The sequence below is a fragment of the Methyloversatilis sp. NSM2 genome, assembly GCF_038066675.1.
GTDB lineage: Bacteria > Pseudomonadota > Gammaproteobacteria > Burkholderiales > Rhodocyclaceae > Methyloversatilis > Methyloversatilis discipulorum_A.
In genome coordinates this window covers 265,426-290,022 of the sequence record NZ_JBBUKV010000006.1, presented here as the reverse complement: position 1 = coordinate 290,022, position 24,597 = coordinate 265,426, and the positions used below count along the sequence as shown (strand labels likewise).

The 24,597-nt window shown below is 65.4% G+C and carries 25 protein-coding genes; 6 read left to right on the top strand and 19 right to left on the bottom strand.

The window, feature by feature from the left end; genetic code table 11:
- Positions 1–36: 36 nt before the first annotated feature.
- The 4 genes from WJU27_RS14995 (at position 37) to WJU27_RS14980 (ending at position 4,808) form a co-directional block, all read left to right on the top strand.
- Positions 37–801, top strand: a complete 765-nt coding sequence (locus WJU27_RS14995) for a tRNA threonylcarbamoyladenosine dehydratase (protein WP_341422577.1) — start codon at positions 37–39, stop codon at positions 799–801.
- Between the two features lie 172 nt (positions 802–973).
- Positions 974–2,539, top strand: coding sequence for a DEAD/DEAH box helicase (locus WJU27_RS14990; RefSeq protein WP_341422572.1), 1,566 nt, complete (start codon positions 974–976; stop codon positions 2,537–2,539).
- A gap of 37 nt (positions 2,540–2,576) precedes the next feature.
- Positions 2,577–4,385: a DNA helicase RecQ gene (gene recQ, locus WJU27_RS14985; protein ID WP_341422571.1), complete on the top strand. Its 1,809-nt coding sequence runs from the start codon at positions 2,577–2,579 to the stop codon at positions 4,383–4,385.
- Between the two features lie 171 nt (positions 4,386–4,556).
- A complete protein-coding gene (locus WJU27_RS14980) occupies positions 4,557–4,808 on the top strand; it encodes a hypothetical protein (protein ID WP_020166113.1) in 252 nt (83 codons plus the stop codon).
- Between the two features lie 28 nt (positions 4,809–4,836).
- On the opposite strand, the gene WJU27_RS14975 is transcribed toward WJU27_RS14980, so the two are convergent.
- From WJU27_RS14975 to WJU27_RS14950, 6 genes are all read right to left on the bottom strand, one after another.
- Positions 4,837–5,382 (bottom strand): c-type cytochrome, encoded by a 546-nt coding sequence (locus WJU27_RS14975; protein WP_341422570.1) that lies wholly within the window; start codon positions 5,380–5,382, stop codon positions 4,837–4,839.
- Positions 5,357–6,619 carry a sulfite dehydrogenase gene (gene soxC / locus WJU27_RS14970; RefSeq protein ID WP_341422569.1) on the bottom strand — a complete coding sequence of 421 codons (1,263 nt, stop codon included), beginning with the start codon at positions 6,617–6,619 and terminating at the stop codon, positions 5,357–5,359. Before soxC ends, WJU27_RS14975 begins: the two co-directional genes overlap by 26 nt.
- 7 nt (positions 6,620–6,626) lie before the next feature.
- Positions 6,627–7,730, bottom strand: coding sequence for an FIST signal transduction protein (locus WJU27_RS14965; RefSeq protein WP_020166110.1), 1,104 nt, complete (start codon positions 7,728–7,730; stop codon positions 6,627–6,629).
- A gap of 10 nt (positions 7,731–7,740) precedes the next feature.
- Entirely contained in the window at positions 7,741–8,163 is a 423-nt protein-coding gene (locus WJU27_RS14960) for a PhaM family polyhydroxyalkanoate granule multifunctional regulatory protein (RefSeq protein ID WP_029143874.1), read from the bottom strand.
- A gap of 165 nt (positions 8,164–8,328) precedes the next feature.
- Positions 8,329–10,197, bottom strand: a complete 1,869-nt coding sequence (locus WJU27_RS14955) for an ATP-binding response regulator (protein WP_341422568.1) — start codon at positions 10,195–10,197, stop codon at positions 8,329–8,331.
- On the bottom strand, positions 10,194–10,868 hold the full coding sequence (locus WJU27_RS14950) for a response regulator (RefSeq protein WP_020166107.1): 675 nt from the start codon (positions 10,866–10,868) through the stop codon (positions 10,194–10,196). Before WJU27_RS14950 ends, WJU27_RS14955 begins: the two co-directional genes overlap by 4 nt.
- A gap of 224 nt (positions 10,869–11,092) precedes the next feature.
- On the opposite strand from WJU27_RS14950, the gene WJU27_RS14945 reads away from it, so the two are divergent.
- Entirely contained in the window at positions 11,093–11,746 is a 654-nt protein-coding gene (locus WJU27_RS14945) for a response regulator (RefSeq protein WP_020166106.1), read from the top strand.
- 39 nt (positions 11,747–11,785) lie between these two features.
- Here the strand turns inward: WJU27_RS14945 and WJU27_RS14940 are convergent, their stop codons facing one another.
- The 4 genes from WJU27_RS14940 to mutY all read right to left on the bottom strand — a co-directional run bounded on the left by WJU27_RS14940 (position 11,786) and on the right by mutY (position 14,793).
- A complete protein-coding gene (locus WJU27_RS14940) occupies positions 11,786–12,493 on the bottom strand; it encodes a hypothetical protein (RefSeq protein WP_341422567.1) in 708 nt (235 codons plus the stop codon).
- Between the two features lie 35 nt (positions 12,494–12,528).
- Complete coding sequence (locus tag WJU27_RS14935) at positions 12,529–13,353, bottom strand: class I SAM-dependent methyltransferase (protein WP_341422566.1); 825 nt, start codon at positions 13,351–13,353, stop codon at positions 12,529–12,531.
- Between the two features lie 104 nt (positions 13,354–13,457).
- A complete protein-coding gene (locus WJU27_RS14930; RefSeq protein WP_341422565.1) occupies positions 13,458–13,724 on the bottom strand; it encodes a YkgJ family cysteine cluster protein in 267 nt (88 codons plus the stop codon).
- Complete coding sequence (mutY, locus tag WJU27_RS14925; RefSeq protein ID WP_341422564.1) at positions 13,717–14,793, bottom strand: A/G-specific adenine glycosylase; 1,077 nt, start codon at positions 14,791–14,793, stop codon at positions 13,717–13,719. Before mutY ends, WJU27_RS14930 begins: the two co-directional genes overlap by 8 nt.
- A gap of 139 nt (positions 14,794–14,932) precedes the next feature.
- Between mutY and WJU27_RS14920 the strand changes: the two genes are divergently transcribed.
- Positions 14,933–15,421 (top strand): flavin reductase family protein, encoded by a 489-nt coding sequence (locus WJU27_RS14920; protein WP_020166102.1) that lies wholly within the window; start codon positions 14,933–14,935, stop codon positions 15,419–15,421.
- Here the strand turns inward: WJU27_RS14920 and WJU27_RS14915 are convergent, their stop codons facing one another.
- From WJU27_RS14915 to hdeD-GI, 9 genes are all read right to left on the bottom strand, one after another.
- Positions 15,422–16,450 (bottom strand): DUF481 domain-containing protein, encoded by a 1,029-nt coding sequence (locus WJU27_RS14915; RefSeq protein WP_341422563.1) that lies wholly within the window; start codon positions 16,448–16,450, stop codon positions 15,422–15,424.
- Between the two features lie 377 nt (positions 16,451–16,827).
- Entirely contained in the window at positions 16,828–17,736 is a 909-nt protein-coding gene (locus WJU27_RS14910) for a LysR family transcriptional regulator (RefSeq protein ID WP_003141085.1), read from the bottom strand.
- Between the two features lie 232 nt (positions 17,737–17,968).
- The gene (locus WJU27_RS14905) at positions 17,969–19,120 is read right to left on the bottom strand and encodes a S1C family serine protease (RefSeq protein WP_034024254.1); all 1,152 of its coding nucleotides are present in this window, start codon (positions 19,118–19,120) and stop codon (positions 17,969–17,971) included.
- A gap of 24 nt (positions 19,121–19,144) precedes the next feature.
- A complete protein-coding gene (locus tag WJU27_RS14900) occupies positions 19,145–20,110 on the bottom strand; it encodes a zinc metalloprotease HtpX (protein ID WP_033955538.1) in 966 nt (321 codons plus the stop codon).
- Complete coding sequence (gene psiE-GI, locus WJU27_RS14895; RefSeq protein ID WP_033986635.1) at positions 20,088–20,585, bottom strand: heat resistance protein PsiE-GI; 498 nt, start codon at positions 20,583–20,585, stop codon at positions 20,088–20,090. The genes WJU27_RS14900 and psiE-GI overlap by 23 nt, the downstream gene beginning before the upstream one ends.
- Positions 20,582–22,297 carry a heat resistance system K+/H+ antiporter KefB-GI gene (gene kefB-GI, locus WJU27_RS14890; RefSeq protein ID WP_034024259.1) on the bottom strand — a complete coding sequence of 572 codons (1,716 nt, stop codon included), beginning with the start codon at positions 22,295–22,297 and terminating at the stop codon, positions 20,582–20,584. Before kefB-GI ends, psiE-GI begins: the two co-directional genes overlap by 4 nt.
- Positions 22,298–22,300: 3 nt before the next feature.
- Positions 22,301–22,741, bottom strand: coding sequence for a heat resistance system thioredoxin Trx-GI (gene trx-GI, locus WJU27_RS14885; protein WP_023115018.1), 441 nt, complete (start codon positions 22,739–22,741; stop codon positions 22,301–22,303).
- Complete coding sequence (locus tag WJU27_RS14880; RefSeq protein WP_023115019.1) at positions 22,731–23,876, bottom strand: hypothetical protein; 1,146 nt, start codon at positions 23,874–23,876, stop codon at positions 22,731–22,733. Before WJU27_RS14880 ends, trx-GI begins: the two co-directional genes overlap by 11 nt.
- Before the next feature lie 79 nt (positions 23,877–23,955).
- Positions 23,956–24,567, bottom strand: a complete 612-nt coding sequence (gene hdeD-GI, locus WJU27_RS14875; RefSeq protein WP_003285392.1) for a heat resistance membrane protein HdeD-GI — start codon at positions 24,565–24,567, stop codon at positions 23,956–23,958.
- Between the last annotated feature and the right edge of the window lie 30 nt (positions 24,568–24,597).

Below are 24,597 nucleotides of genomic sequence, written 5' to 3'. Positions count from 1 at the left end.
CCCGCAAACGACCAAAACCGGACCACAATCCGTCCCATGGCCGATCAAAACACCCCACGCGCCTTCTCCGGCATCGACCGCCTCTACGGCAACGGCGCTTACGCAAAACTCCGCAACGCATCCGTCACCATCGTCGGCATCGGCGGCGTCGGATCATGGGCCGCCGAAGCAATCTCCAGACACGCAATACAAAATATCAACATCATCGACCTCGATAACGTCGCCGAGTCGAACATCAACCGACAGTTGCAGGCACTCCAGACCACCCTCGGCATGGCCAAGGTCGATGCCATCGCGCAGCGCATTGCATTGATCAATCCGGACGCCACGGTGAGCTGCGTCGAGGACTTTCTCACCCCGGAGAACGTAGTCGATTTGCTGTCCTCCCGACCTGATGCGGTGATCGACTGCACTGACCAGACCGCGGCGAAAGTGGCGATGGCGGAGCATTGCCATCAAGAAGGCATCGCGCTGTTCATGGCCGGCGCTGCAGGCGGGCGTACCGATCCGACGCGCATCCGTCACGCCGATCTTGGTGCGAGTCAGGGTGACGCATTGCTCGCACGCGTGCGCGCCTTGCTCCGCAGGAACGGTCGCATGACCTTCGCGCGCAAGGACTGTTTCGGCATCGAGGCCGTCTATTCCGCCGAACCGATGCGCAAGCCGCCGGTCGAGGCATGTGACGCCAACGCGTCACCACAAGGGCTGAGTTGTGCAGGTTACGGTTCCAGTGTCTGCGTCACCGCCGGCTTCGGTTTCGCGCTGGCCGCACGTGCGATAGAACATCTGCTGAAACAGTGAGCGCAACACTTCAAGCGCAAACACCGCTACACTGCGCCTGCGCCGTGCCAATAGGCGCGTTCCCTTGTCTCCCTGACAAGAGGAGGCATAAGCCTCCCTTCCGGAATCCACACCCTGTCTGCCTGTATTGGTGTCACTCAGCTTGAGCGACGGGCCGTCGCTGGAGAACTGTTTGAACACTGAAGTCGATTTCGCCGGGCTTGGCCTGGCCGAACCCCTGCTGCGCGCCATTTCCGAAGAAGGCTATACGCAGCCCACACCGATCCAGCAGAAAGCCATTCCGCTCGTGATGGCCGGGCGCGACCTGCTCGCCGCGGCACAGACCGGCACCGGCAAGACCGCCGGTTTCACCCTTCCCATTCTGCACACCTTGATCAACCGCCCGGCCAGCATTCCGCCGGGACGGCCACGCGTGCTGGTCCTTACACCGACGCGCGAACTCGCAGCTCAGGTCGAGGAATCGGTCCGCACCTATGGTGCGCACGCCAAGCTGCGTTCCATGGTCATGTTCGGCGGCGTGGGCATGAACCCGCAGCTGCAGGCGCTGAAGCAGCGCGTCGACATCCTGGTTGCGACGCCCGGCCGTCTGCTCGATCACCTCGGCGAAAAGACGCTGGATCTGTCGGGCGTCGAAATTTTCGTGCTCGATGAAGCCGACCGCATGCTGGACATGGGTTTCATCCGTGACATCCGCAAGGTGATCGCGGCGCTGCCGAAGGCGCGCCAGACCTTGCTGTTCTCGGCGACCTTTTCGCCGGAGATCCGCGAACTGGCCCACGGGATGCTGAACGACGCGGCCGAGGTGGAGGTTGCTGCACGCAACACCACCGCCGAGCGCGTCGATCAGGGCGTCTATATGGTCGAGCAGAAGCAGAAGCGTCATCTGCTGGCGCATCTGATCAACAAGGGCGAGTGGTCGCAGGTACTGGTGTTCACGCGCACCAAGCATGGTGCCAACCGTCTGGCCGAACAGCTCGACAAGCAGGGCATCACCGCCGCCGCCATCCACGGCAACAAGAGCCAGAACGCCCGCACCAAAGCGCTGGCCGACTTCAAGGCGAATACGCTGCGCGTGCTGGTCGCCACCGACATCGCGGCGCGTGGTCTGGACATCGACCAGCTTCCGCATGTCGTCAATTTCGAACTGCCGAACGTGCCCGAGGACTACGTGCACCGCATCGGCCGTACCGGCCGCGCCGGCGCCAGCGGCGCTGCGGTGTCGCTGGTTGATCGCGAGGAAGTGAAGCTGCTGACGGCCATCGAAAAGGTGACCCGGCAGTCGATTCCGCGCGTGACGGCGGATGGTTTCGTGCCGGTCGCCGGCGCCAGCGAGGAGCCGGATCGCGGTCCGCGTCCGCAAGGTCGCGGAGCTCGGTCGGACGGTGCAACGCGCAGCAAACCCGCCTCCGGTAATGGGCAGCAGCCGCGCCAGGGCCAGCAGCCCCGGGCGGCTGGCGATCGGCCGGCGCGTGCGCCGCAGAACAAGCCCATCTCGCGTGGCAATGGCAACCCTGCCCGCCCGCAAGGCAGGAGCGGCACTGCCAATGGCAACGTCGCCAACGGCAACCGCACCCCGGTGCGCACGCACGACGATGACGACGACAATCGCGGCAATCGCATCCAGCCGGCGGCCAAGCCGCCGCGCGAGGTCAATGGCAACGTGATGCCGCGCGGCAACGAAGCGCGACGTCCGCAACAGCCGGCGCTGTTCTCGCGTAACCGCAGCGGACAGCGATAACATCACGCCATTTGCATGAAGGGCCAGGGGCGACCGCGTGCGTGACGATGCACTGAAAGTGCTGAAGGACGTCTTCGGCCATCCCGGTTTCCGCGGTGCGCAGGGCGAAATCGTCGAGCACGTCGCGGCCGGCGGCGACGCCCTGGTGCTGATGCCGACAGGTGGTGGCAAGTCGCTGTGCTACCAGGTGCCGGCGCTGCTGCGCCCCGGTACGGCAGTCGTCGTGTCGCCACTGATCGCGCTGATGCAGGACCAGGTCGCCGCGATGACCCAGCTGGGCGTGCGCGCTGCCTTCCTCAATTCCACGCTCGATCTCGATCAGGTGCGTGAAGTCGAGCGCAGCCTGCTCGACGGCACGCTCGATCTGCTCTACGTCGCCCCCGAGCGGCTCAACACCCCTCGCTGCCTCGATCTGCTGAGTCACATCCGGCCGGCGTTGTTTGCCATTGATGAGGCGCACTGCGTCGCGCAGTGGGGCCACGACTTCCGTCCGGAGTACCTGCAGCTTTCGGTGCTGCACGAGCGCTTCCCGGACGTGCCGCGCATTGCGCTCACCGCCACCGCCGACCCGGCGACGCGAACCGAAATCATCGACCGGCTGGCGCTGCACGACGCGCGGGTGTTCGTGTCCAGCTTCGACCGGCCGAACATCCGCTACACCATCGTGGACAAGGACGACGCGCGCAAGCAGTTGCTGCGCTTCATCCGGAACGAGCATCCGGATGAAGCTGGCATCGTCTATTGCCTGTCGCGCAAGAAGGTGGACGAGACGGCCGAATGGTTGCTCGCGCAGGGCATCAAGGCACTTCCCTATCATGCAGGCATGGACGCGGCGACGCGTGCTGCGCATCAGGCCCGCTTCCAGCGTGAGGAGGGCATCGTGGTCGTTGCCACCATCGCCTTCGGCATGGGCATAGACAAGCCGGACGTGCGCTTCGTCGCCCACCTCGATCTGCCGCGTTCGATCGAGGGCTATTACCAGGAGACCGGGCGCGCCGGACGCGACGGCGGTGCCGCCGACGCGTGGATGGCCTACGGTCTGGCCGACGTCGTGCAGCAGCGCCGCTTCATCGACCAGTCAGAGGGCAGCGAAGCCTTCCGTCGCATCTCCAGCAGCAAGCTCGACGCGCTGCTCAGCTTGTGCGAAACCGCTCAGTGCCGGCGCGTGCATCTGCTCGCTTACTTCGGCGAGCAGGGGCAGCCCTGCGGCAACTGCGACAACTGCCTTACGCCGCCGGAAACCTGGGACGCGACGGTCGCCACACAGAAGGCGCTGTCCGCAATCTACCGCACCGGCAATCGCTTCGGCGTCACCCACCTGATCGACGTGCTGCGTGGCAAGGACACCGAGCGCATCCGCCAGTGGGGGCATGACAAGTTGAGCGTGCATGGCGTCGGCAAAGCCGAGGACGACAACCTGTGGCGCGGTGTATTCCGCCAGCTGGTCGCGCTCGGGCTGGCCCGCGTCGATCACGAATCCTATGGCGCACTGGTGCTGACCGAAGCCGCCCGTCCGGTGCTGCGCGGCGAACAGCCGGTGATGATGCGCCGCATCGCCGAGAAGGCTCGTGACTCGGTGGCGCGGCGCACGCGCAGCGTCACTCCGGTGTCGATGGACGGGGTTGACGCCAATCTGCTGGCAGCGCTGAAAGCCTGGCGGCTGGACGAAGCGAAAACCCAGTCAGTTCCGGCCTACGTCATCCTGCACGACAGCACGCTGATCGAGCTGGCACGCAAGCGCCCGGCGGATCTCGATGACCTGACCGACATACCGGGCTTCGGCGCACGCAAGGTCGAGCGCTACGGCGACTCGCTGGTCGAGTTGATCTCGGGCTTCGAACAATGACATATTGCACTGCAATAGTGCCTTGTCGTCTTTGTGCCCCGATCTGACGCAGCGCTGACCATGGGGTGGCTATCAGATTTGAATAAAAACAATGGCTTGTGTTCAACTCTCTGTTGGTCTGGATATTGCATAGTGCATCACTGACTTCGTTATTGAAGCAGGGAGGGCATCATGCGTTGCAACATTCGACCACTCCTTTTCATTGTCGCCTGCGCGCTGACACAACCGCTGACTGTCTGGTCGGCAGCACCCGATTGCCGTGCAAGCAGCCAGGATCCGCTGGCCGCGGAGGCGTGCCGGGAAAATGCGCGCTCCGCCTATCCGCTGGCGCACCTGTTCGAAAATCCCTCGGAATCAAGAACCAGCCTGGCGCTGGCCGCACTGCTGCTGGGCGGCATGGCCATGCGCGCCCGCGTGCGCTGATCGGCGCGGCAAGGGCGCCGCGCGCACTTCAGTTCGCCTCGATGCGGATGAAGCCGTCGCGGTTCGGCATCCGCACAGCTGGCAGACTGCGCGCGTCCATGACGGCGTCAGCGGCGATCACGCCGTTGATGTGCAGCAGCCAGGCGCTGAGCGCATACACCTCGTCCGCGTTCAGCGTGCCGGGGGCAGCCATCGGTTTGGCGCGACGGATGAAGTCGAACAGTGTCGTCGCGTAGGGCCAGTAGCTGCCTACCGTCTTGTCGGCCGCCGGTGTGTTCAGCGGGCGCGTCGCGCCCGCCAGTTCCTCGGCGCTGCCGCCGCGGGCGTCCTTGCCGTGGCAGGCCGCGCAGTGGCGGGCAAACAGCGCGGCGCCCTCGCTTGCCGTGCCGCGACCGGGGGGAAGGCCGCGACCGTCCGGGAATACGTTCAGTTGTTGCCGGGCGAGCGCGACTTGATCGACGGCCTGCCCGAGTCGTGGCGCCTCGACCGCACCTGGCGCCGCCGCGCAGGCACTGAGCAGCAGCGACGACAGCAGCGCTGCCACGCCTTCAGTAGGTGTGCGTAACCAGCCCATCGTCCTCGACTGCCCAGGCAACGATTGCGTTGTAGTGGAAGTAGCCGGCGCGCCCACGCTCGGCGACCAATGCCGCGCGTTCCGGCTGCAGATTGCCGCGCTCATCGGTGGCCCGGCTCTTCAGCACGGCGGGCTTGCCGTCCCATCGCCACGGTATGCGGAAACGAGTCAGGCAGCGGGGAAGCGCCGGCGACTCGAGCGCGGCGTCGGCCCAGCTCTTGCCGCCATCCGCCGAAACCTCGACCCGCCGGATGCGCCCGTGCCCGCTCCACGCCAGACCGCTCAGCTGATAGACGTCGGGGCGCGGCAGCGTCTGGCCGTGCGACGGAGACGTGATCAGCGACTTGCAGTCCATCGTGAAGGTGAACTGACGCGCCTTGCCCGATGGCTGCAACTCGGTGTACTTCGACGTTTCGTTGCGCGACATCACCGGCTGGTCCGTCACTTCGAGCCGCTGCAGCCACTTCACGTGCAGCACGCCTTCCCAGCCGGGCACGATGAGGCGCATCGGGTAGCCGTTCTCCGGGCGCAGCCGTTCCCCGTTCTGGTACAGCCCGATCAGGCAGTCGTCGCGCATCTTGGCCAGCGGGATGCTCATGTTCATCGCTCCCGCGTCGGCACCTTCGGCGATCACCCACGACGCGCCGACGTCCACACCCGCTTCGTCGAGCAGTATGGACAGCGGCACGCCGGTCCATTCGGCGCAGGACAGCAGCCCGTGCACTGAACCGGCTGATCGCTGTATCGGTTCGCCATGCCAGCCGGCGTTGCTGTTGCCGCCGCACTCGATGAACAGCATCTGCGAACGCATCGGGTAGCGCAGCAGCGATTTCACGTCGAAGCTCAGCGGCTGGCGCACGATACCGTGCACGACAAGTCTGTGGCGCGCCGGGTCGATCTGCGGCACACCGTTGTGATGCCGCTCGAAATGCAGTCCGTTCGGCGTGATGATGCCTTCGAGTTCCTCCAGTGGCGTGAAGGACACGCCGTTGCCGGCCACCGCCCGATTGGCTCCGATGCGTCGCGCCGTCAGGCGCTCGTGCGGCGATGGTTGGCCGTAGGGCGTGAAAGGCGCGCCCGGGGTGTGCAACCAAGGCAGTTCGTCAGCGGCCTGCGTGTCGACAGCCGCCGCGGCCGTTGCCAGCGCCAGCCCGCGACGCAGGAAGAGACGGCGATCGAGCAGACCGCCGCCGGCGACTTCCGGCAGGGAGAGGAGATCGGGCCGCGGGCGAGGCATGGGGTGGTTAGAGGAAGAGCGTCAGCACGCCGGTATAGCCGTACAACTGATCGTGCGAAATTTCGCCGCCGGCGAAGAAGCCTGCGACCGGCAGGCCAGGAAAGGCTTCCTCCAGCATTTCCGGTTCGGTGTTGTCGTCGCCGAACATGTGCGCTCCGCGCGCCGCACAGGAGATGTAGAGCGCGGCGAGCGGCGGCTGCTCCAGCGTCGCGCGCAGGTCATTCAGCATGCGCTGCATGTCGGCGCGGGCGCAGTCGGCGTCGCGCCGGTAGAAGCGCAGCCGTTGTCCGACCTCGACCGTGTCGTTGATGGCGATCAGGCCGTTGCCGGGGTCGAGGCCGATCACGTTGCGCACGCGGAATTCGGCGTCGTCGCGCCCGGTCACGCCCAGTCCCGGCAGGATGTAGCGCGCCGCGCGCCGCAGGTCCTGGCCGAGTGAGGTGCCGGCCGCTTCGAGGAAGGCGTCCAGCGCCGGGCGGCCGTTGATTTCGGTGATGACGTTCTGGTCGCAGGCCGTGACGACATGGGTTTCGCCCACCGCGCAGCAGCCCTGCGTCAGGCGCGTCATGATGGAAACCTGCTCGTTGAAGGCGACGCCGCTGATGCCGCCGCGCAGCGCGCCGTTGGCGATCATCGGTGCCTGTCCGCGCGCCAGCGCGAGTCCGCCGGTGACGAAGCCGCTCGACACCTTGGTGGCCATGTCGGCGACCAGATCGGCCATGTCCGGCGTTGCCGGATCGGCGTGCACTACTGCGAAGTAGGGCTGCTCGGGTGCGGCATCGGTACCAAGCGCGTTGGGCAGGCGCTCGCGGCCTGAGAACACGCGGAAGCTGCCCTCCGGCAGACTGCCCACCAGCAGCGACAGGCCGGGTTGGTCCTGCGCCGCGATGGCGCGGCCGATCACGCCGACCGAACTGGTGCCGACCCAGTTCTCGATGCCGGTGAGCCGGGTCAGGCGCTCGAACATTTCCTGCAGGTCGCCGCCGTAGTGATCGGCGAAGTACACGAAGCCGAGGTTGGCGTCCTCAGGCATGTCGAGCGCCGACAGTGCCAGGTCCATCGCGACCGGCCAGTCTTCGTGGAAGGCCGAACTGGCGGCGAATCGGGCCATCCGCAGTACCTCAGCCTCCGCCGGCGGGCGGCGACGTGTCGTCGCCCGGTGCGGTCGACGACGGATGGGCGGCACCCGCGTTCTGCATCAGCGTCCACGGCCACATGGCCGCATTGCCGAATGCCTGCATCGGGTTCTGTGCCGGGTCCTGCGCGTGCGCAGCGCCAGTGGCTGCCGCGCCGGTGGCGCTGGCCGCCATGGCCTGCATGGTGGCCAGCGTCGCGCGCTGTACCTCCAGACCCTGGATGCTGGTCTGCAGCATGCTCAGGTTCATCCGTAGCCAGCCTTCGACCGCCTTCAGGTCGGTAATGCGCTTGTCCAGCTCGCCGACGTCAAGCGTCGGCGTGACGAAACCGGGTACCGGGAAGGGCATCTGTCCCCATACGGAACGCAGGAATTCCATCGGGTCGTACTGTGAGGAGTCGCTGGCCATGGCATCACCTGTGTCGATCTGTGTGCGCCAAGCATAGCGCGCCGTGCCTCGCCGGGGGACACAAAAGAAAACGCGGCCACAGCGGGCCGCGTGAAGGGAGACACAACGTGCACAACGCCTTCATTCTTGTGCAGTGGCGCCGGCAGCGGCAATCGTCCGTTCGGCTTAAGCCGAAGCGACCTGCTCCTTCAGCTTGAACTGGATCAGCGTGCGCAGCTTGGCCGGCATGACCGGCTTGAGCAGCAGGTGGTGGCCGAGGTCCTTCGCCTCTTCCAGGCGCTCCGGCGTGGCGCTGCCGGTGACCAGGATGGCCGGAATGTCGACGCCGAAGTGCCGGCGCACCGCCGCCACCACGTCCGGCCCGACTTCGCCGTCGCGCAACTGGTAGTCGGCGATGATGAGGTCGGGCGGCGCGCCGCGTTCGGTCACGCTGTTCATCGCTTCCTCATGCTTGCTGGCGATCAGCGTCTGCGCGCCCCAGCTGCCGAGCAGCGCGGCCATGCCATTGACGATGCTCGCTTCGTCGTCGATGACCAGGATGCAACGGCCGCCGAGGTCGGCCTGGCTGCGTTCGGTGCGCACTGCGGTGGCGCGTACCACCGGCGCACGGCCCATCGGTACGTCGATGCGGAACACGGTACCCCGACCCGGCCGCGACGCCAGGCTGACCGGGTGCGACAGCAGCGCCGACAGCCTCTGCACGATGGACAGGCCGAGCCCCAGGCCCTTGCGCCGGTCGCGTTCGGCATTGGCCAGCTGCACGAACTCCTCGAAGATGCGACTCTGGTCGTCCGCTGCGATGCCCATGCCGGTGTCCCACACCTCGAAACGCAGCCCGTTGCGACGTACCCGCGTGCTGACCAGCACGCCGCCCGCCGGCGTGTAGCGCATCGCGTTCGAGATGAGGTTGCGCAGGATGCGTTCGAGCAGCACCGGGTCGCTGCGCACCCAGGCGGCACGCGAGCGGATGCGGAAGGCGAGTCCGCGATCGAAGGCTTCCGGTTCGAAATCCATGCGCAGCCGGTCGAACAGGGCGCTGACCGACACATCGGTGATTTCCGGCTTCACCTTGCCGGCGTCGATCTTCGAAATGTCGAGCAGCTCGTTGAACAGGCCCTCCAGCGCCTCGACCGAACTGCTGATGCTGGTGACCAGATTGGCTACCTCCGGTTCATGCGCCTTGGCCGACAATGCGGCGGCGAACAGCCCCATCGCGTGCAGCGGCTGCCGCAGGTCGTGGCTGGCGGCGGCAAAGAACTGGCTCTTGGCGCGGCTGGCCTGGTCGGCGCGGTCGCGTGCTTCCGAAAGCTCCACATTCTGCGATTCCAGCCGACGGCTCAGCACCTCGTTGGCATAGCGGCTGCGCAGCGCACGCTCGATCAGCGCATTGAAGTTCTTGCCCACCCGCCACAGCGCGATCATCAGCACCGACACGATGAAGGCCACCAGCAGGTCGTGCCGGCTGCCTTCCCAGATGTAGCGCGCGATCACCGGCAGCAGCGTGGCGCCGAGGAAGGTGTAGTAGCTCGGCAGGTGCATCGAGGTGAGCGCGGCGGCCACGCCGCACACCGACACCAGCAGCGACATCAGCACGATCTGCTGTTCCGGCGCTTCCGGGCTGAAGAACAGCCACAGCGTCGAACTCCAGAGCACGCCGGAAATGGCGGCGCCGATCAGCCAGTAGGTGCCCCAGCGCGGCGCGCTGGCGGCGTCGGGTGCGGCACGCCTGTACTGGCGCAGCAGTACCAGACGCGACACCTGGTTGGCCATCGACAGCACGAACCACAGTGCGACCGTCCATAGCGGGAAGGTGTCGTACACCGTCCAGGCGACCAGCAGGGTGCCGAGGATCTGGCCACCGAAGGCAGTGCCCAGGTTCGCGTACAGCATCTGGATCTGTGTTGCCACGACCTGGCGGTCGAGCTGGGCCTGTTCGCCCGGCTCCAGCCGGGCCGCCGCGTCGCCGCGCTCGCGCGTCAGCGACTCGATGGTCGTGTCTTCGGACAGCACGACCGGAGGCGTCATCTGGCTCATGGCGTCGAGCCCGGTGTTCCGAGCTTCAGTCCGATGCGGCTGGCTGCCAGCACCGCCTGCGTGCGGTTGCTGGCGCCGAGCGCCTTCAGGATGGCGGTGATATGCACCTTGACCGTGCCTTCGGCCAGATTCAGCTCGCGGCAGATTTCCTTGTTCGGCTTGCCCTGCACCATCAGCGTCAGCACTTCCGCCTGACGCTCGGTCAGGCCGATGTCGGACGCGGTCTGCGGCCGTCGCGGTGTCTCTTCCTGACGCGGCGCGCCGAGGCCAAGTTCGCCGACGATGGCCTGCCGCGGCACGTAGACGCCGCCCGACAGCACCAGTCGCAGCGCGCCGAGCAGCACTTCGTTGGTGCTCGATTTCGGAATGAAGCCCATCGCGCCCTCGTCGAGCGCCGCCAGAACGGTGTCCGAGTCGTCGAAACCCGACAGCACGACGATGGGCAGCGCCGGATGTGCGCCGCGGAAGGTCTGCAGCGCGCTCATGCCGCGACAGCCTGGCAGCGTCAGATCGAGCAGGGCGAGGTCGAGATCGGGGTGCTCGTCGGCCAGCCGCAGACCGCCTTCGCAATCGGGCGCGTCGTACAGACGGATGTCGGCCGCAAGGCCCGGCAGCACGTGGCGCAGCGCTTCGCGTATCAGCGGGTGATCGTCAACGATCAGTATCTTCATGGGTGTCCGGGGCCATCACGTCGTCAGCGCCTGAAAGTCCTTCGCGCATCGGAGACGTCAATGATGGCGGAAAGTAGCGCAACTCGGGACCTGTATTATTACTTTAGTCGTAGGCCGCTTGGATGAACTGCACCGGGAGGGTGCGCAATTACACTGAGGCGGCCCGCCTCCGGCTCACACCGTGCCGAGGCGGAGCACATCGACACGTCATCGGGAGGTTCTGTTTGGGCTGTCTGCTCATCGTCGAAGATCATGCGCTGGTGCGCGAAGGCATGGCCCAGACGCTGGCGCGGCTGGGTGCGGAGTGGTGCGTGATCGAGGCGTCCGACGCGGCGCAGGCGCTGGCCGTGATCGACGGCGGTGCCGAGGTCGATCTGGTGCTGACCGACCTGATGCTGCCCGGCATGAACGGCTTTTCTCTGCTCGCCACGCTGCGCGAGCGCGATCCGTCGCTGCCGGTGGTGGTGGTGTCCGCGCTGAGCGACAAGGCGACGGTGTCGCGCGCGATGCGCCAGGGCGCCTCGGGCTTCGTATCGAAAGGCGATTCCGGCGACCAGCTGGTGCAGGCGGTGCGTCTGGTGCTCGACGGCGGCCTCTATACCCCGCCCGAGCGTCGCCCACCCAACGCACGGGCCGGACGCACGTCGGCGACGATACGCCCGAGTCCGGCCGACGACTACGGGCTCACGCAGGCGCAGACGCGGGTGCTGCACCTGTTGGCCGAGGGGCGTTCCAATCGCGAGATCGCCGAGTCGCTCGGCCTGGCCGAAGGTACGGTCAAGGTGCACGTGACGCGCATCTTCAAGGCGATGAAGGTGACCTCACGTGCGCAGGTGCTGATCGCGCTGGCACAGCGCGGTACGCGCCGCGAGGGCTGAGCGCGGGACGCACGCGAGGCGCGTCCCGCAGCGCCCGGCTCAGTGCGTGGTGGTGCTGCCCATCGTCGCTTCGACGCCGCTCCGTGACTGGGCCGGCAGGGCGTGTTCCATCGCGTCCTCGGCGTCGATGTCCACCTCTTCGTGGTCGATGCGCAGGATGTCCAGCACCGGTGCGGCGACACGGCGACAGGCGTTGGCCAGCGGTGACGGCAGGCTGTCCGGGATGCGTTTCTGCAGCAGCTGCTTCGACGACGAGATCGCGAACACCGGTTCCAGGATGCGCGTGCGGTACTGGCCGAGCTGGCTTTCGATCAGCTTGTCGGCCGCTTCGCGCGCCCACGGGTTGGTCGGCCACTGGGTCGGAATGGCCAGTGCGCGCGGGAAGGTTTCCAGATCCTGCTGCACGGTGCGGATGTCTTCGTGCGAATCGCGGAAGGGCAGCAGCACCAGGTGGGCGAGGCCGTACAGGTGGCGGTCCATTTCGCTGCGGTTGGCGCCGCCGTCGATCACGCCTATCCACTTGTTCAGGCCGCGTATCTTGTCCACCACCTTGGCCAGCGCATCGCGCGAACGCGCGTCAGCGGTGAGGTAGCGGCGGCCTTCGGGGTCCAGCGGTTCGCGACCGATGTCGGTCAGCACGCAGACCGAGCGCTGGTTCAGCAGCCCCAGACCCTGACATAGCATGTGCGAAAGCGTGGTCTTGCCGGTGCCGCCCTTGTTGCCGATCACGCAGATGATTTCAGCCATTTCGTGTTCTCCACCTACCGGGGTTCGAGCAAGGATTATTCCGCGATCAGGCGTGCGCCATCGGCGGGAACTGCAGCCGAAACCGGTTCCATTTCCGCGACCGGGCGGCCATTCTTGCCGCGTCGTCCGGCAAATGTGTACACATATAGCGCACGCGCGGCCGGGTCGCCGTCGATGACGCGGTCCGCCGCCATGCCAGGAATTTCGAAGCTGTTGGCAATCAGCTGCCCATCCGCCTTCATTTCCAGTGCCGCCTTGCGACCCAGCCTGGGCATAGGCACCGGCGACAGGAAGGCATAGACGACGTCGAACTGGCCGAGCGGCACCGACCACAGGTCGTCACGGCGTATCGTCACATTGGGCAGGTGGCGGTTGCGCCAGCGGGCGACCAGCCAGGGCAGCGGCGCGTTCTCGATGCCGGTGAAGCGACAGTCCGGGCGCGACATGGCGAGCCGGCGCAGCAGTTCGCCGGTACCGCAGCCGAGATCGACCAGATGGATGGCGCGTTCCTGCGGCAGTGCCTGCAGCAGCGCTCGGGCTGTCGCCTGGTTGGTCAGGAACAGTGGCACGCGGCTGCGGAAGGTGGACCAGAACACCGCCGACAGCAGCAGAAAGGCGAACAGATACCAGGCAGGTGCGATGTCCAGCATGCGGGCGCCGACGACCAGCGGCGAGAACAGCAGGTGGATCACCACCCACCAGCGCGGTGCCTTCAGGGTCAGCGCGAAGGCGGCGGCGATGCCCGCCTGCATGACGACGATGGCACCGATGCCGGCCGGCGGCGTCACCGTGTAGCGCAGCGCGAACACGGCAACGATCCAGGACACGAGCTGTATGGCGAGGGCGCGGAACAGGTGCATAGCGAGCCGCCGTGCGGTAAGTCGATGCCCTTACAGTAGCCCAGCCGGCGCCTGCGCAGTCACCGATTAGCGCGCGCAATGACCCGCATTCCCGCGATTTGGCGTCAGCTGCGGGTGGCTTCTTCCAGCTTCTGCAGCCAGTTCAGCGCGTAGACGCGGTCGTTGCCGCACATCTCCACCGACGCCTGCAGCCCGCGGCAGCAGGCCGGGCGCTCGGGCGAACCGAAGATGGCGCAGCGCAGGTCTGCGGTCAGCTGCACGCAGCGCACGCCCGCCGGCTTGCCCTCAGGCATGCCCGGTATCGGGCTGGAAATCGACGGCGCGATGCAGCAGGCGCCGCAGCCGTCCCGGCACTGCAGCGCCTCAGTCATCGAGCGCTTCCAGCAGGCGGCGCACCGGCGCCGGCAAAGCCGCGGAGGTGACGTCGGTGCGTGGTTGCCAATGCAGCGACGACTCCGCCGCTAAGGCGCTGCGCGCGTCGACCGCGATGCGCAGCGGCACCAGATGCAGTTCGAAGTGGGTGAAGCCGTGGATCACCGGCGCCATCACCCGCACCGCGCCGCCGGAGATGCCGTGCGCCGCCAGCCAGTGCGCCGCTTCGCTCAGCGCTTCGGGTAAGGTCTGCGCCGCCAGTTCGGGCAGACTGAGCAGGCCGCCCCAGATGCCGTGGCCGGGTCGGCGTTCGAGCAGCACCGCGTCGGCTGTCGTCACCAGCAGCGCGTGGCGCAGGCGCTGCGGACGCAGCTTCGCCGGGCGTGGCGCCGGCAGCTCGCGCTGCCTGCCCTGCAGGCGCGCTTCGCAGCGCGCCGCGACCGGACAGGCGTCGCAGCGCGGGCGGTTGCGCGTGCATACGGTGGCGCCCAGATCCATCAGCGCCTGCGTATAGACCGCACCGTCGCGCGTCGGCATCAGCGCGTGCGCCAGTGCCCACATGCGCTGCTCGACTGCGCGCGTTCCCGGGAAGCCGTCGATACCGAAGACTCGGGCGAACACCCGCTTCACGTTGCCGTCGAGTATCGGTGCGTGCGCGCCGAAGCAGAAGGTGGCGATGGCCGACGCGGTCGAGCGGCCGATGCCCGGCAGACTTTCGATGTCTTCGACAGTGCTAGGAAAGCGGCCGCCGAAGCGCGTCATCACTTCGCGTGCGGCGCGGTGCAGGTTGCGCGCGCGGGCGTAGTAGCCAAGGCCGCTCCAGTTCTCCATCACCGTCGCTTCGTCGGCGGCCGCCAGTGCGGCCAGCGTCGGGAAGCGCTCGATGAAGCGGCCGTAGTAGCCGATCACCGTCTGCACCTGTGTCTGCTGCAGCATGATTTCCGACACCCAGACGCCGTAGGCGTCGCCGGTCTGCCAGGGCAGGTCGTGCCGGCCGTGCAGGCGCTGCCAGTGCACCAGCGTGGCCGCGAAATCGTCGCTGACGGCTACCTCTGAGGGAGTATTCATGGGCGCGGATTGTAGGCCGTGATGCAAAAGCGGCGATAATCCGTGCTCACTTGCATGCAGCCCGCCCGATGAAGCTTCCCGCCGTCCCCGTCCCGCGCCGTCCGGTGCCCGTCTCCGTTCGTCCGCATGGAGCGGCGCGATGAGCAATCCTGCGCACGACAGCCGTGCCTTCCGCGATGCGCTGGGCCTGTTCGCGACCGGCATCACGGTGGTCACCACGCGCGCGCCGGGCGGCGAAGCGGTCGGCCTGACCGTCAATTCCTTCAACTCGGTGTCGCTCGATCCGCCGCTGGTGCTGTGGAGCCTGTCACTCGGCTCGCCGAGCGAGGCGGCGTTCCGCGCCTGCTCGCACTACGCGGTGCATGTGCTGGGCGAGAGTCAGCAGGCACTGTCCCGCCAGTTCGCCAGCAGTCGCGAACAGCGCTTCGCCGGCGTACAGACGACGGACGGCCTGGGTGGTGCGCCGCTGATCGAAGGCTGCCTGGCGCGCTTCGAGTGTCGCAACGACATCCAGTACGCGGGCGGCGATCACCTCATCTTCGTCGGCCGGGTCGAGCGTTTCGAGCGCAGCGCTGGCGAACCCCTGCTGTACTTCGGCGGCGGCTACCGCGGCATCCGCCAGCCCTGATTACCAGGCGTAGCCGAGGCCCAGCAGCAGCGTGGTGTCGGTCGCCTTGCGACCGGGCGCCGGCGTGCGTTCCCAGTCCGCATTGACCTGGGCAGACGCCGTGATGCCGCCGGCGATGGGCAGCCGGACACCGGTCTTCGTTCGTACGGTCAGGAAGTCGGGGTCGGCAATACTCCAGAAGCCGTCCTGATCGTGGAACAGTTCGGCACGCCGGTCGAGTATCCAGTGCTTGGCGCGCACGCCCCAGCCGAGCGCTGGGTAGTCTTCGTCCTCGCCGGCCATGCGGTCCAGATTGACGTAGTCCAGACCGGTACGCAGCGACAGCTGGGTTGTTTCGTCGTTGTAGAGCTGCCAACCGTAACCTGCACCGACCGTGCTCCGCTGCCGGATGTCCTTGAACTTGTCCTGTTCCAGCGACAGACGCGAATAGATGAAGTTGTCGTCGTCAATGAAGTGGTCGTAGTTGCCATTCAGCAGCCACTGCTGCGCGGTACGCACGCCGCGGTCCTTGCGTCGGTCCACCTTGAGGCCCAGCTCCCACGCGTAGGCCTTGGCGCGGGCGTTCAGCACGGCGTCGCCATAGACGCGGTCGTTCTCCGAGTTCCCCCGCACCAGCGCAGCCGACACATTCGCGCGGCCGCTGTAGCTGACGCCGTGACCGGACTGTTCGGGCGTCGGGTTGATGAAGGCGATGTCGTGCTGCTTCACGGTGCGGCTGGCGTCGTCCTTGGATACGGCGATCCGGTCGGCGTCCGTGCTGTGCAGCGTCGCCTGGCGCGTCAGGTCACCGTCGCTTGTCATCACCGTGAGCGGTTCGTGGGTGCGCAGTACGGTGACCTGATCCCAGCGGATCTTCACGGTGCCGGCATAGGTGGTTTCGATCACCAGTTCGTTGCCGGCCTTGCTGACGATGCGTCCGCTCAGGCGGTCGCCGTTGGCGAGTTGCACCTCGTCGGCGCTGGCAGCGGTGGCGCCGAGCAGCGCCGGCAGGAGGATGGAAAGGCAGTGCGGCAGGCGTCGCAATCGCATGGCGGGTTCTCCCGGATTGTGTGGCGTGCGTGCCGGCGAACGGCGTCGGCCGGCGGCGATGGATGGATCAGGCGATCCGGATGCAGCAGGGGTGAAACGAGGATGTGCGGTTCAGCAGGCAGGCCAGTCTAGCGGCCTCGCTGACGTGCGGCTGTAGGAGAAGGGGAAGCGGGAACTGCGGAGATTGGGGGTGGAGCGGGTGAGGGGAACATCATCGTGTTCCCAACTCGTTGATTGATAACGAGTTTTCCGCACTCGGCGAACCGAGATGGACATAATTATGGACTGAAAACCACGCTTGGTCAACGCGCGCTCCGAGCAAGTCCAGTGCGAGCCATGGACAGCCAGCAATAGCCAATGTACCCGAGCGCTCAACGTCACGAGGCCGGTTCATCTCCCTTTGGCAGGAACTCCTCGCGGGCGCGCTGCAGAAACCGCTTCATGGGCTCAGAGGGTTCGGCGCTGCGGCGCAGCAGGTAGGTGGACAGCATGGGCGGCGTGCCGGCCAAGGGGCGAACGGTTATGTCGGGGCGGTTCAGGGTCTGCACCTGCGAGGCAATGGCGAAACCTAGGCCATAACCGGCACCGACCAGAGTCAGCATCACGCCTAGGCTCGTCACCTGATCTACCAGCTTGAGCGGCTTGGACGCACCTTGAAGCACCGCCTGGATCTGGTGGTGGCAGCCCGATCCCGCGTCCGGATGGCACAGTACCAACGGAAACTTCAAGGCTTCATCCAATGGCACTTCCGCGTGCGCCAACAAGGGGTGGCGCACGGGCACGATCACCGACAGAGGATCGGTCCACACGGGCTCGGCGACAAGGCCTTCGCTCACCGCGTCCGACAGCGCAAAGCCGATGTCCAGCAGATCGTTGTGCAGGCCCTTGAGCTGCTGCGCGAAAGGCAGCTCGAAGACGCGAATCTCCAGTTCGGGCTCTTCCTCGCGGCTGCGCGCCAGCAAGGTGGCAATGTGGGGCTGCGCCAAGCTGTCGCAGATGGCGATGCGCAGATAACCCTGATAGCCCTGCGCCGCCGCCTTTGCGGCACTCACCGCCTGCTCCACGGTGGCCAGCACACGCCGGCACTCACCGAGGAACACTTGACCGGCCCAGGTCAGTCGCGTCTGGTGCGCGCTGCGGTCGAACAACTGCACGCCGAGCGTGGCTTCGAGATTGCGCATTGCGCGCGACACAGGCGATTGTTCTACGCCAAGGCGCTCGGCCGCTCGCGCGAAATGCAGTTCTTCCGCGACCGCAACGAAATAGCGCAGTAGTCTGAGTTCCAATGCGGCCTCCTGTTTGCCTCGTTCCTGGCCTGCGTCCACCTCATGCGGATTGCGCCTCGCTTTCTCCTTCGATGATTGGCAAGAGGTTCCGGCGTTGCATGCTTGCCTATTCGGATAGGCAGATCGCATCCGAAAATTACGGAGGTTGAGGCGGAACGCTACCTGGCCGAAGACCTGAGAACCTCAATCACCGCGACGCTGCACTACCGCCTGATCCACAGGTTCAGTTCAATCAATTCCCGGGTTGCAGCTCCACACGCACCTCGCGCGATTTGCCGGCCCGTTCCACTGACAAGACCACCACATCGCCGACCTTCCTGTCGTCTAGCCGCGCGAGCAGCTTGGCCACATCGTCCGTCGCCTTGCCATCAACATCGATGATGCGGTCGCCCGGCACGATGCCTTGCGGCGTGACTTCGACACCCGCGAGGCCGGCCTTGTGCGCTGCCGAACCAGGGGTAACACGCAACACGAACACGCCCTTGCTTCCGGTCAGTGCAAGCAGGCGCTGATTGAGCTGTTCGTCCACCTCAATGCCCAGCGCCGGACGGATGTACTTACCGGTCTTGATGAGTTGCGGGACTACGCGCATGACGGTGTCCACCGGCACGGCGAAACCAATCCCGGCCGAGGCGCCGGAGGGGCTATAGATCGCCGTGTTGATGCCGATGAGCCTTCCTGCCGAATCGAGCAGCGGCCCACCGGAGTTGCCAGGGTTGATGGCGGCGTCGGTCTGGATCAGGTGATCGATGGCCGGGCCGCCCGCTTCTCCGGGTAACGAGCGGTCGAGCGCGGAGACGATGCCGGTGGTGAGCGTCCAGTCCAGGCCGAAGGGGTTGCCGATAGCGAACACCTTCTGACCCACCTTGAGGTCGGCACTGGTGCCGACCGGCACGGCCGGCGGGCGCTTGAAACCGACGCCAATCTTGAGCACGGCGATGTCGTGCGCTGGGCTCGTCCCCACCAGCGCGGCCTGGTAGTCGCGGCCATCGGCGAGTTTGACCGTGGCTTCAGAAGCACCCTGGATGACGTGGAAGTTGGTGACGACGTGGCCGGCATCGTCCCAGATAAAGCCCGAACCGGTGCCGCGCGGCATGGAAAAGACATTGCGAGTCCAGACGTCGCGCACCAGCTGCGCGGTGGTGATGTAGACCACCGAAGCGCGCGATTCTTCGAACAGTTCGATGGTGGCTTTCTCGTCCGCCGCCAGATCGCCACGCGCCGTCACGGTGCGATCTGCCGCCTCGCGCGGACTGAACCAGGCCTCGATGGCGGGCAGGAACTGCCACACCAGCATGAGCGTGGCAATACAGGCGGTGATGAAGAGCCAGCGCCGGATGAAGGGGTCCGGTGCGGGGCGTGGGTACGGGTCGGGGTAGGCCATGAGAAGTCTCCTGTTGATAGGCAATCAGCGCCACAGCCCGCTCGGGTGCCAGCGCGGCGGGCGCGGCGTCACAGCGGATTCCGGCAAGAAATGGGGCGCGTGGAATGGCAACGCTGATGCTGGCCCAGGCGCCAACGTCAGTACGCGTGAGATGCGTTCTTGCGTGGCCGGATGCGTGCGCAACCAGAAGGGTTCGGGATTGCCCCATCCCGGCCACAACCAGGCGCGCCAGGAGCGGCTGACCCGCTCGATTTTCGCCAGCGCGGACGCCAGCCCCTGCGGGTCGCCCGTCAGTTCCGCCGCGAGGCGGTCAGCGTCGAACTCACGCACGCGAGACAAGCCGAGCTGTGCGAGCAGGGCCAGCTGAGGCGATGCGGCCAATAACAATAGACCAGGCCAATAGACCTCCGCCGCGCCAACCAGCAGCGCGGGCAGGCTCAGCAGGATCGCGATCTGTCCCATAAGGGCCAGCAGGCTCGTGAGGCGACTGACGGAATCCGCCAGCCCCATGACGCGCAGATCCTCATTGGCGATGTGCGCGATCTCGTGCGCGAGCACACCCGCCAGCTCGCGTGAGCTCAGGCTGCGCAGCAGGCCATCGGTGAGGGCGATCGATGCCTCCTGCTTCGATCCGGTGGCGAAGGCGTTGACGACGGCACTGGGCACATAGTGCGGCACCGGCGTGGCGGGCAAACCGGCACGGGCGGGCAGCTCGCGCAACAGGGCCCACATCTCGTGGGCTTCTTGCGGGTGCAAGGCCCGTACGCGGTACAGGCGCAAGCTCAGCGCCGACGCGGCTACCGGTTCCAGCAGCAACGCACCTGCAACGGCAAACAGCGCGAGCCACAGGCCGCCTTCCCCAAACGGCAGTCTCCCTGCTGCGGCTGCGATCCCGACCAGGGTCAGGACCAACAGTCCGGTCTGCAGGCGGTTGAGCCAGCGGTGTTGCAACAACGCCGCGCGCGGGTCACTGGGATGATGACGGGTCATGCTCAGATGTCTCGGCGGCGCGGTCGTCGCGCTCGCGCAGCAGCCAGTAGGTCGCACCCAGAGCCAGCGTGGCGCCTGCCAGCGCGGCTATCTTTGCGGGGCTCGCCTCGGGGTCAAGGATCACGAACTTGCGCGCCAGCGCGATCAGGCCGATGAGGATCACGGTCTTGACCTGGATGATGCTGTCCCGACGCAGCGCCACGCGCACGATGGAATGCTTGAACTCCATCGCGATCAAGAGCGTCATGATCATGCCGAACACACTCTGGAATACCTTGTGATCCAGGGGATTGAAGGCATCGAGAACCAGCAGCGTGAAGACGATGGAGATGAGCTGGAACAGCGACACCACGATGATGACGGCAATCACCGCCGACAGCACGAGCGCGACGACCTGCTCGAAGCGCTCGTAAAAACTCATGATGGCCCATTGGTCACGGAAGACCTGAAATGGGTTAAGGCGTGTTGATTTCATGACGATGAACTCCCTGGAAAACGGCTGCTGTCGAGACGGCGGCGCATTGCGCTGATGTGTCCTTCAATCAGCTCGGTCGACATGCCAAGCGTCGACATCACCTGTTCCGCCAGCCCAATAGCTGCGGCAAAGGATTGCTGGTACACGCGCACGTTGGGCATGGCGCGAAATGCATCGGCCGCGGTCGTACTTCTGCATGACACCCACAAGGTCAGCGCCGGACGGCGCTCGGCAATCGCCTGGGCGATGCGCAGCACTTGCTGGGCATGGTCGAACGTGAGCACCACCAGACGCGCTTGCGCCAACCCGGCAGCCAGCAGGGTATCGGGCCGACTCGCATCGCCATGGAACACCGGCGCGCCGGCGGCACGCGCGGCCTCTACCTTCTGCTCGTCTGCTTCCAGCAGCAGATGCGCCACGCCGGCGTGGCGAAGAATCTCGCTGACTGTCAGGCCAAGCTCGCCCGCGCCGCAAACGATGACATGGTCTCGATATCGCGCCGTCTGCGCGGCGATCTCGACTTCTTCAGCCTGGGGTGGCTGAATGACGCCGCCGGTGCGGCTCAAGAACCGGGCAAGTACATCGTGATGGCGGATCAGCAGCGGTGCCAAGGCCATGCTGAGCACCAGCGCGACCAGCATGGGTTGTACGACGGTCGCGGGGATCAGATGCTGCTGCAAGACCATGCCCAACAACAGCAGGGCGAACTCGCCGCCATGCCCCAACGCTATGCCCGTGCGCCAGGCATCGAGGGCGGACAGGCGCGTCGCCCGCAAGGCCAGGGTGTTGAGCCCGATCTTGACCGGTACCAGCACTGCCAGCCACGCCAGCACCGCCAGCGGTGCCGAAAGAATCTGCGCTCCGTCCAACTGCAGGCCGATGGTCACGAAGAACACCCCCGACAACACATCGCGAAACGGTTTGAGGTGGCTTTCCATGTGGTGACGGAAGTCGCTCTCGCCCAGCACCATGCCGGCCAAAAACGCACCCAGGGCGGCGGATACGCCGACCGCGTGTGCAGCAGCGGCGGCAGCCACCACCACGCACAAGGAAACCAGCACGAAGGATTCTTCGTGGCCCTGCCGCGCCACCCAGCCCAGCAGGCCATGCAACAGACGACGGGAGGCGAGGGCCGCTGCCGCGAACAACATCAGCACGCCCAACACTTCGAGCAGCACGCTCTCGATCTTCGGCGACTCGCCGCGCGCCCAGATCGCCAGCAGGGCCAGCAGGGGCACGCTGGCCAGATCCTGAAAGACCAGCACGGCGATGGCGCTGCGGCCATGGCGTGTGGTGAGTTCACCCTGGTCGGCCAACTGCCGGCTGACCAGCGCCGTGGAAGACATGGCCGCCGCAGCGCCGAGCAGCGCAGCGCTCTGAGCTGGCTGCCCCAACCCCATCAGCATCAGGGTCAGAGGTGCGGCCACAACGACCATCTGCAAACTGCCAGCCACCAGTACGGTCTTGCGAGTGAGCCAAAAGTGCCCGAGGGAGAATTCCAGTCCGACCATGAACAGCAGCAGCGCCACTCCCAGCTCGGACAGAAAATCAAGCGCTTCTCCCGGCGCGATCACGCCGGTGACTGAGGGGCCCAGTAAGGCGCCGGCGGCGAGGTAACCCAGCAAGGCGGGCACTCTGAACGCCGCCGTCGCCACCGCCGCGAGGCTGCATGCCGCCAGCAGGATCAGGGTGGCGCCGAGCAAGTCCTGCATCGGTCAGCGCCCCACCTGTGCAGATGCCCAGCGCACGATGTCCTGCGCGCCCAAGGCGCCGGCCTGACGCCCGATCTCCCGCCCACCCTGGAACAGGGCGAGCGTCGGAATGCTGCGAATACCGAACTGGGCGGCCAGGTGAGGCTCGGCCTCGGTATTTACCTTGGCCAACCTCACCTTGGGTTCAAGCAGGGAGGCTGCCTGCTCGAACTGCGGGGCCATCATCTTGCACGGCCCGCACCATGGCGCCCAGAAATCGACCAGCAGCGGCAGATCGCTGCGCTCCACGTGGCGCGAGAACGTCGCCGTGGTCAACTCGATGGGCTCGCCCGTGAACAAGGGCTGCTGGCAGCGGCCGCAGTTGGGATGTTCCGATAGCTTCGCAGTCGGTACGCGGTTGATGGACTGGCAATGCGGGCAGACAAGGTGAAGATCATTCTTCATGGTTCGCCTCCTTGGACCACAGTGAGGCTGCCTCGCTTCGGGTCACAGACAATGCCGACCAATCAACGCCTTGGAGCCAATCGTTCCCGTTTTTGCTTACTCCGGCCTCTTCCAGATGAGCAGCGATGAATGCTTCGGCCTGCATGAGCCACCTTCGGACAGCATCTTCCTTACTAGGAATCAGCAGGATTTCAGAGACGCTGCTGGCATTCAGCCCGTCCACACGGATAAGCAGAAAAATGCGCCGCCACAAACGCGGCATGTCCTTCAGCAGGTCAAATGCAAAAGCAAACTCGCTCGACCGATCAATCAGCTCCTCCTGTTCCGCGATCGTTGCGGCATCGGGATGCTGACTGCCAGCGAAGATATCGGCCAGCTTGAGTGTGTCATCGGGCTGATAAAATTCGAAGATTTCCTCTTCCACCATGGCCTCGGCGACGTCCTGGGCATCCGGTTCGACCGGCGCGTCCAGAGAAACGAATTCGCCAAATTGCCGGCTGCTTGCCACTTCGTTATCCAGGACGGCGAACAGATGCTTCAAAAGACCGGTGTAAGCCGCTTTTTCTTCCGGCACGGATTGCCATTCCACCTCAGCTTGGACAATCGCTTCATCCACCACGTCGCGCAGCGTCGGATAATCGCGCGGTAAATCGCCGACGGCCCGCAGATAAGCCAGCTCACGCCTTGCGACAGCCTCAAGTTTCGACAGTAGAGGCATTCGGGTCGCCTCGGCCTCATGGGCGGCTGATGCGGGTTTTGCGGCAATCCGCACCTTGAGCTCGCGCAAGCGCTCGCGTCGTGCTTTGCGCTTGATTTGATCCTGAGCATGCAGTCGGTCAAAATGCTTCTTGGCCTGACGGAACAACGACTGTGCGAGCATCTGCGCGAGGGGCGTCAGCTCGTCATGTGATGCAGTAACGCTGACAATCTTTTTGCCGGGCAGGTGCATATAGCCACTGGCCAGAAATTGCCGCTTGATCTTGTCGCGATCAAGGACGATTTGAAGTTGCGCTGAATCTTTAGTGTGTTTGTCGAGCAATGGCTTGAGGGCGTGCTCGATCACATTTCCCAAAGCTCTCTGCCAAGGTTCATGAAACTCTTTGTCGATAGCTCGATAGCCATATTGCATCTGCATGTATGACTCCTTCGATGTCATTTCTATGGAGGTATGAATCGAGGATGCTCATATCCATAGAATTTAGTTTGACCCGCTCTTATCCCTGGCGCGTTTTGCGAAGACGCCAACTCAAGAACAAAAGCGTGACACCATAGACTGCCGCATAGAAGCCCAACAGCCAGCCTGCGGCCAGGAATGACTCGACCGGACGGGAAAAAAATATCCACAAGACGATAGCGCCAAGGACAATCGAGAGCAGTCCACTGAAGGCAAGCCAGATTTCACCCTTGATTTCTTGACGCAGCCGAACGGCGGCGGATATCTCCAGCACACCGGTGAAAATCGCCCAGAACCCCACGCTAGCCCATAAAAAAGAAGCCATGACCATCGTGGCGACCCAAGGAGCAACCAGGACGACGACGCCGGTAAGTATGCCGACAATGCCGCTGAACAGCAGCCAGCCCCAGCGCTCTTTTTTCTGGATATGGCGCACCGCTGCAACCAAGTTGAAAGCGCCATTGACCAAGGAAAATGCGCCGAACACTAAGGTCATGGCCAACAGAGCCGATTGTGGCATCCAGAACGCAAGGGCTGCGAAAATCAATGCCAAGACACCGCGCAACGCAAAAATCCACCAATTTTCGGTCAATGAACACAGTGTTTTGGTGGGCTCATCCGCACTGGAATCGGTGATGGTATCTGTATTCATGCTATATCTCCTAAAGATCTAATGGGGTGA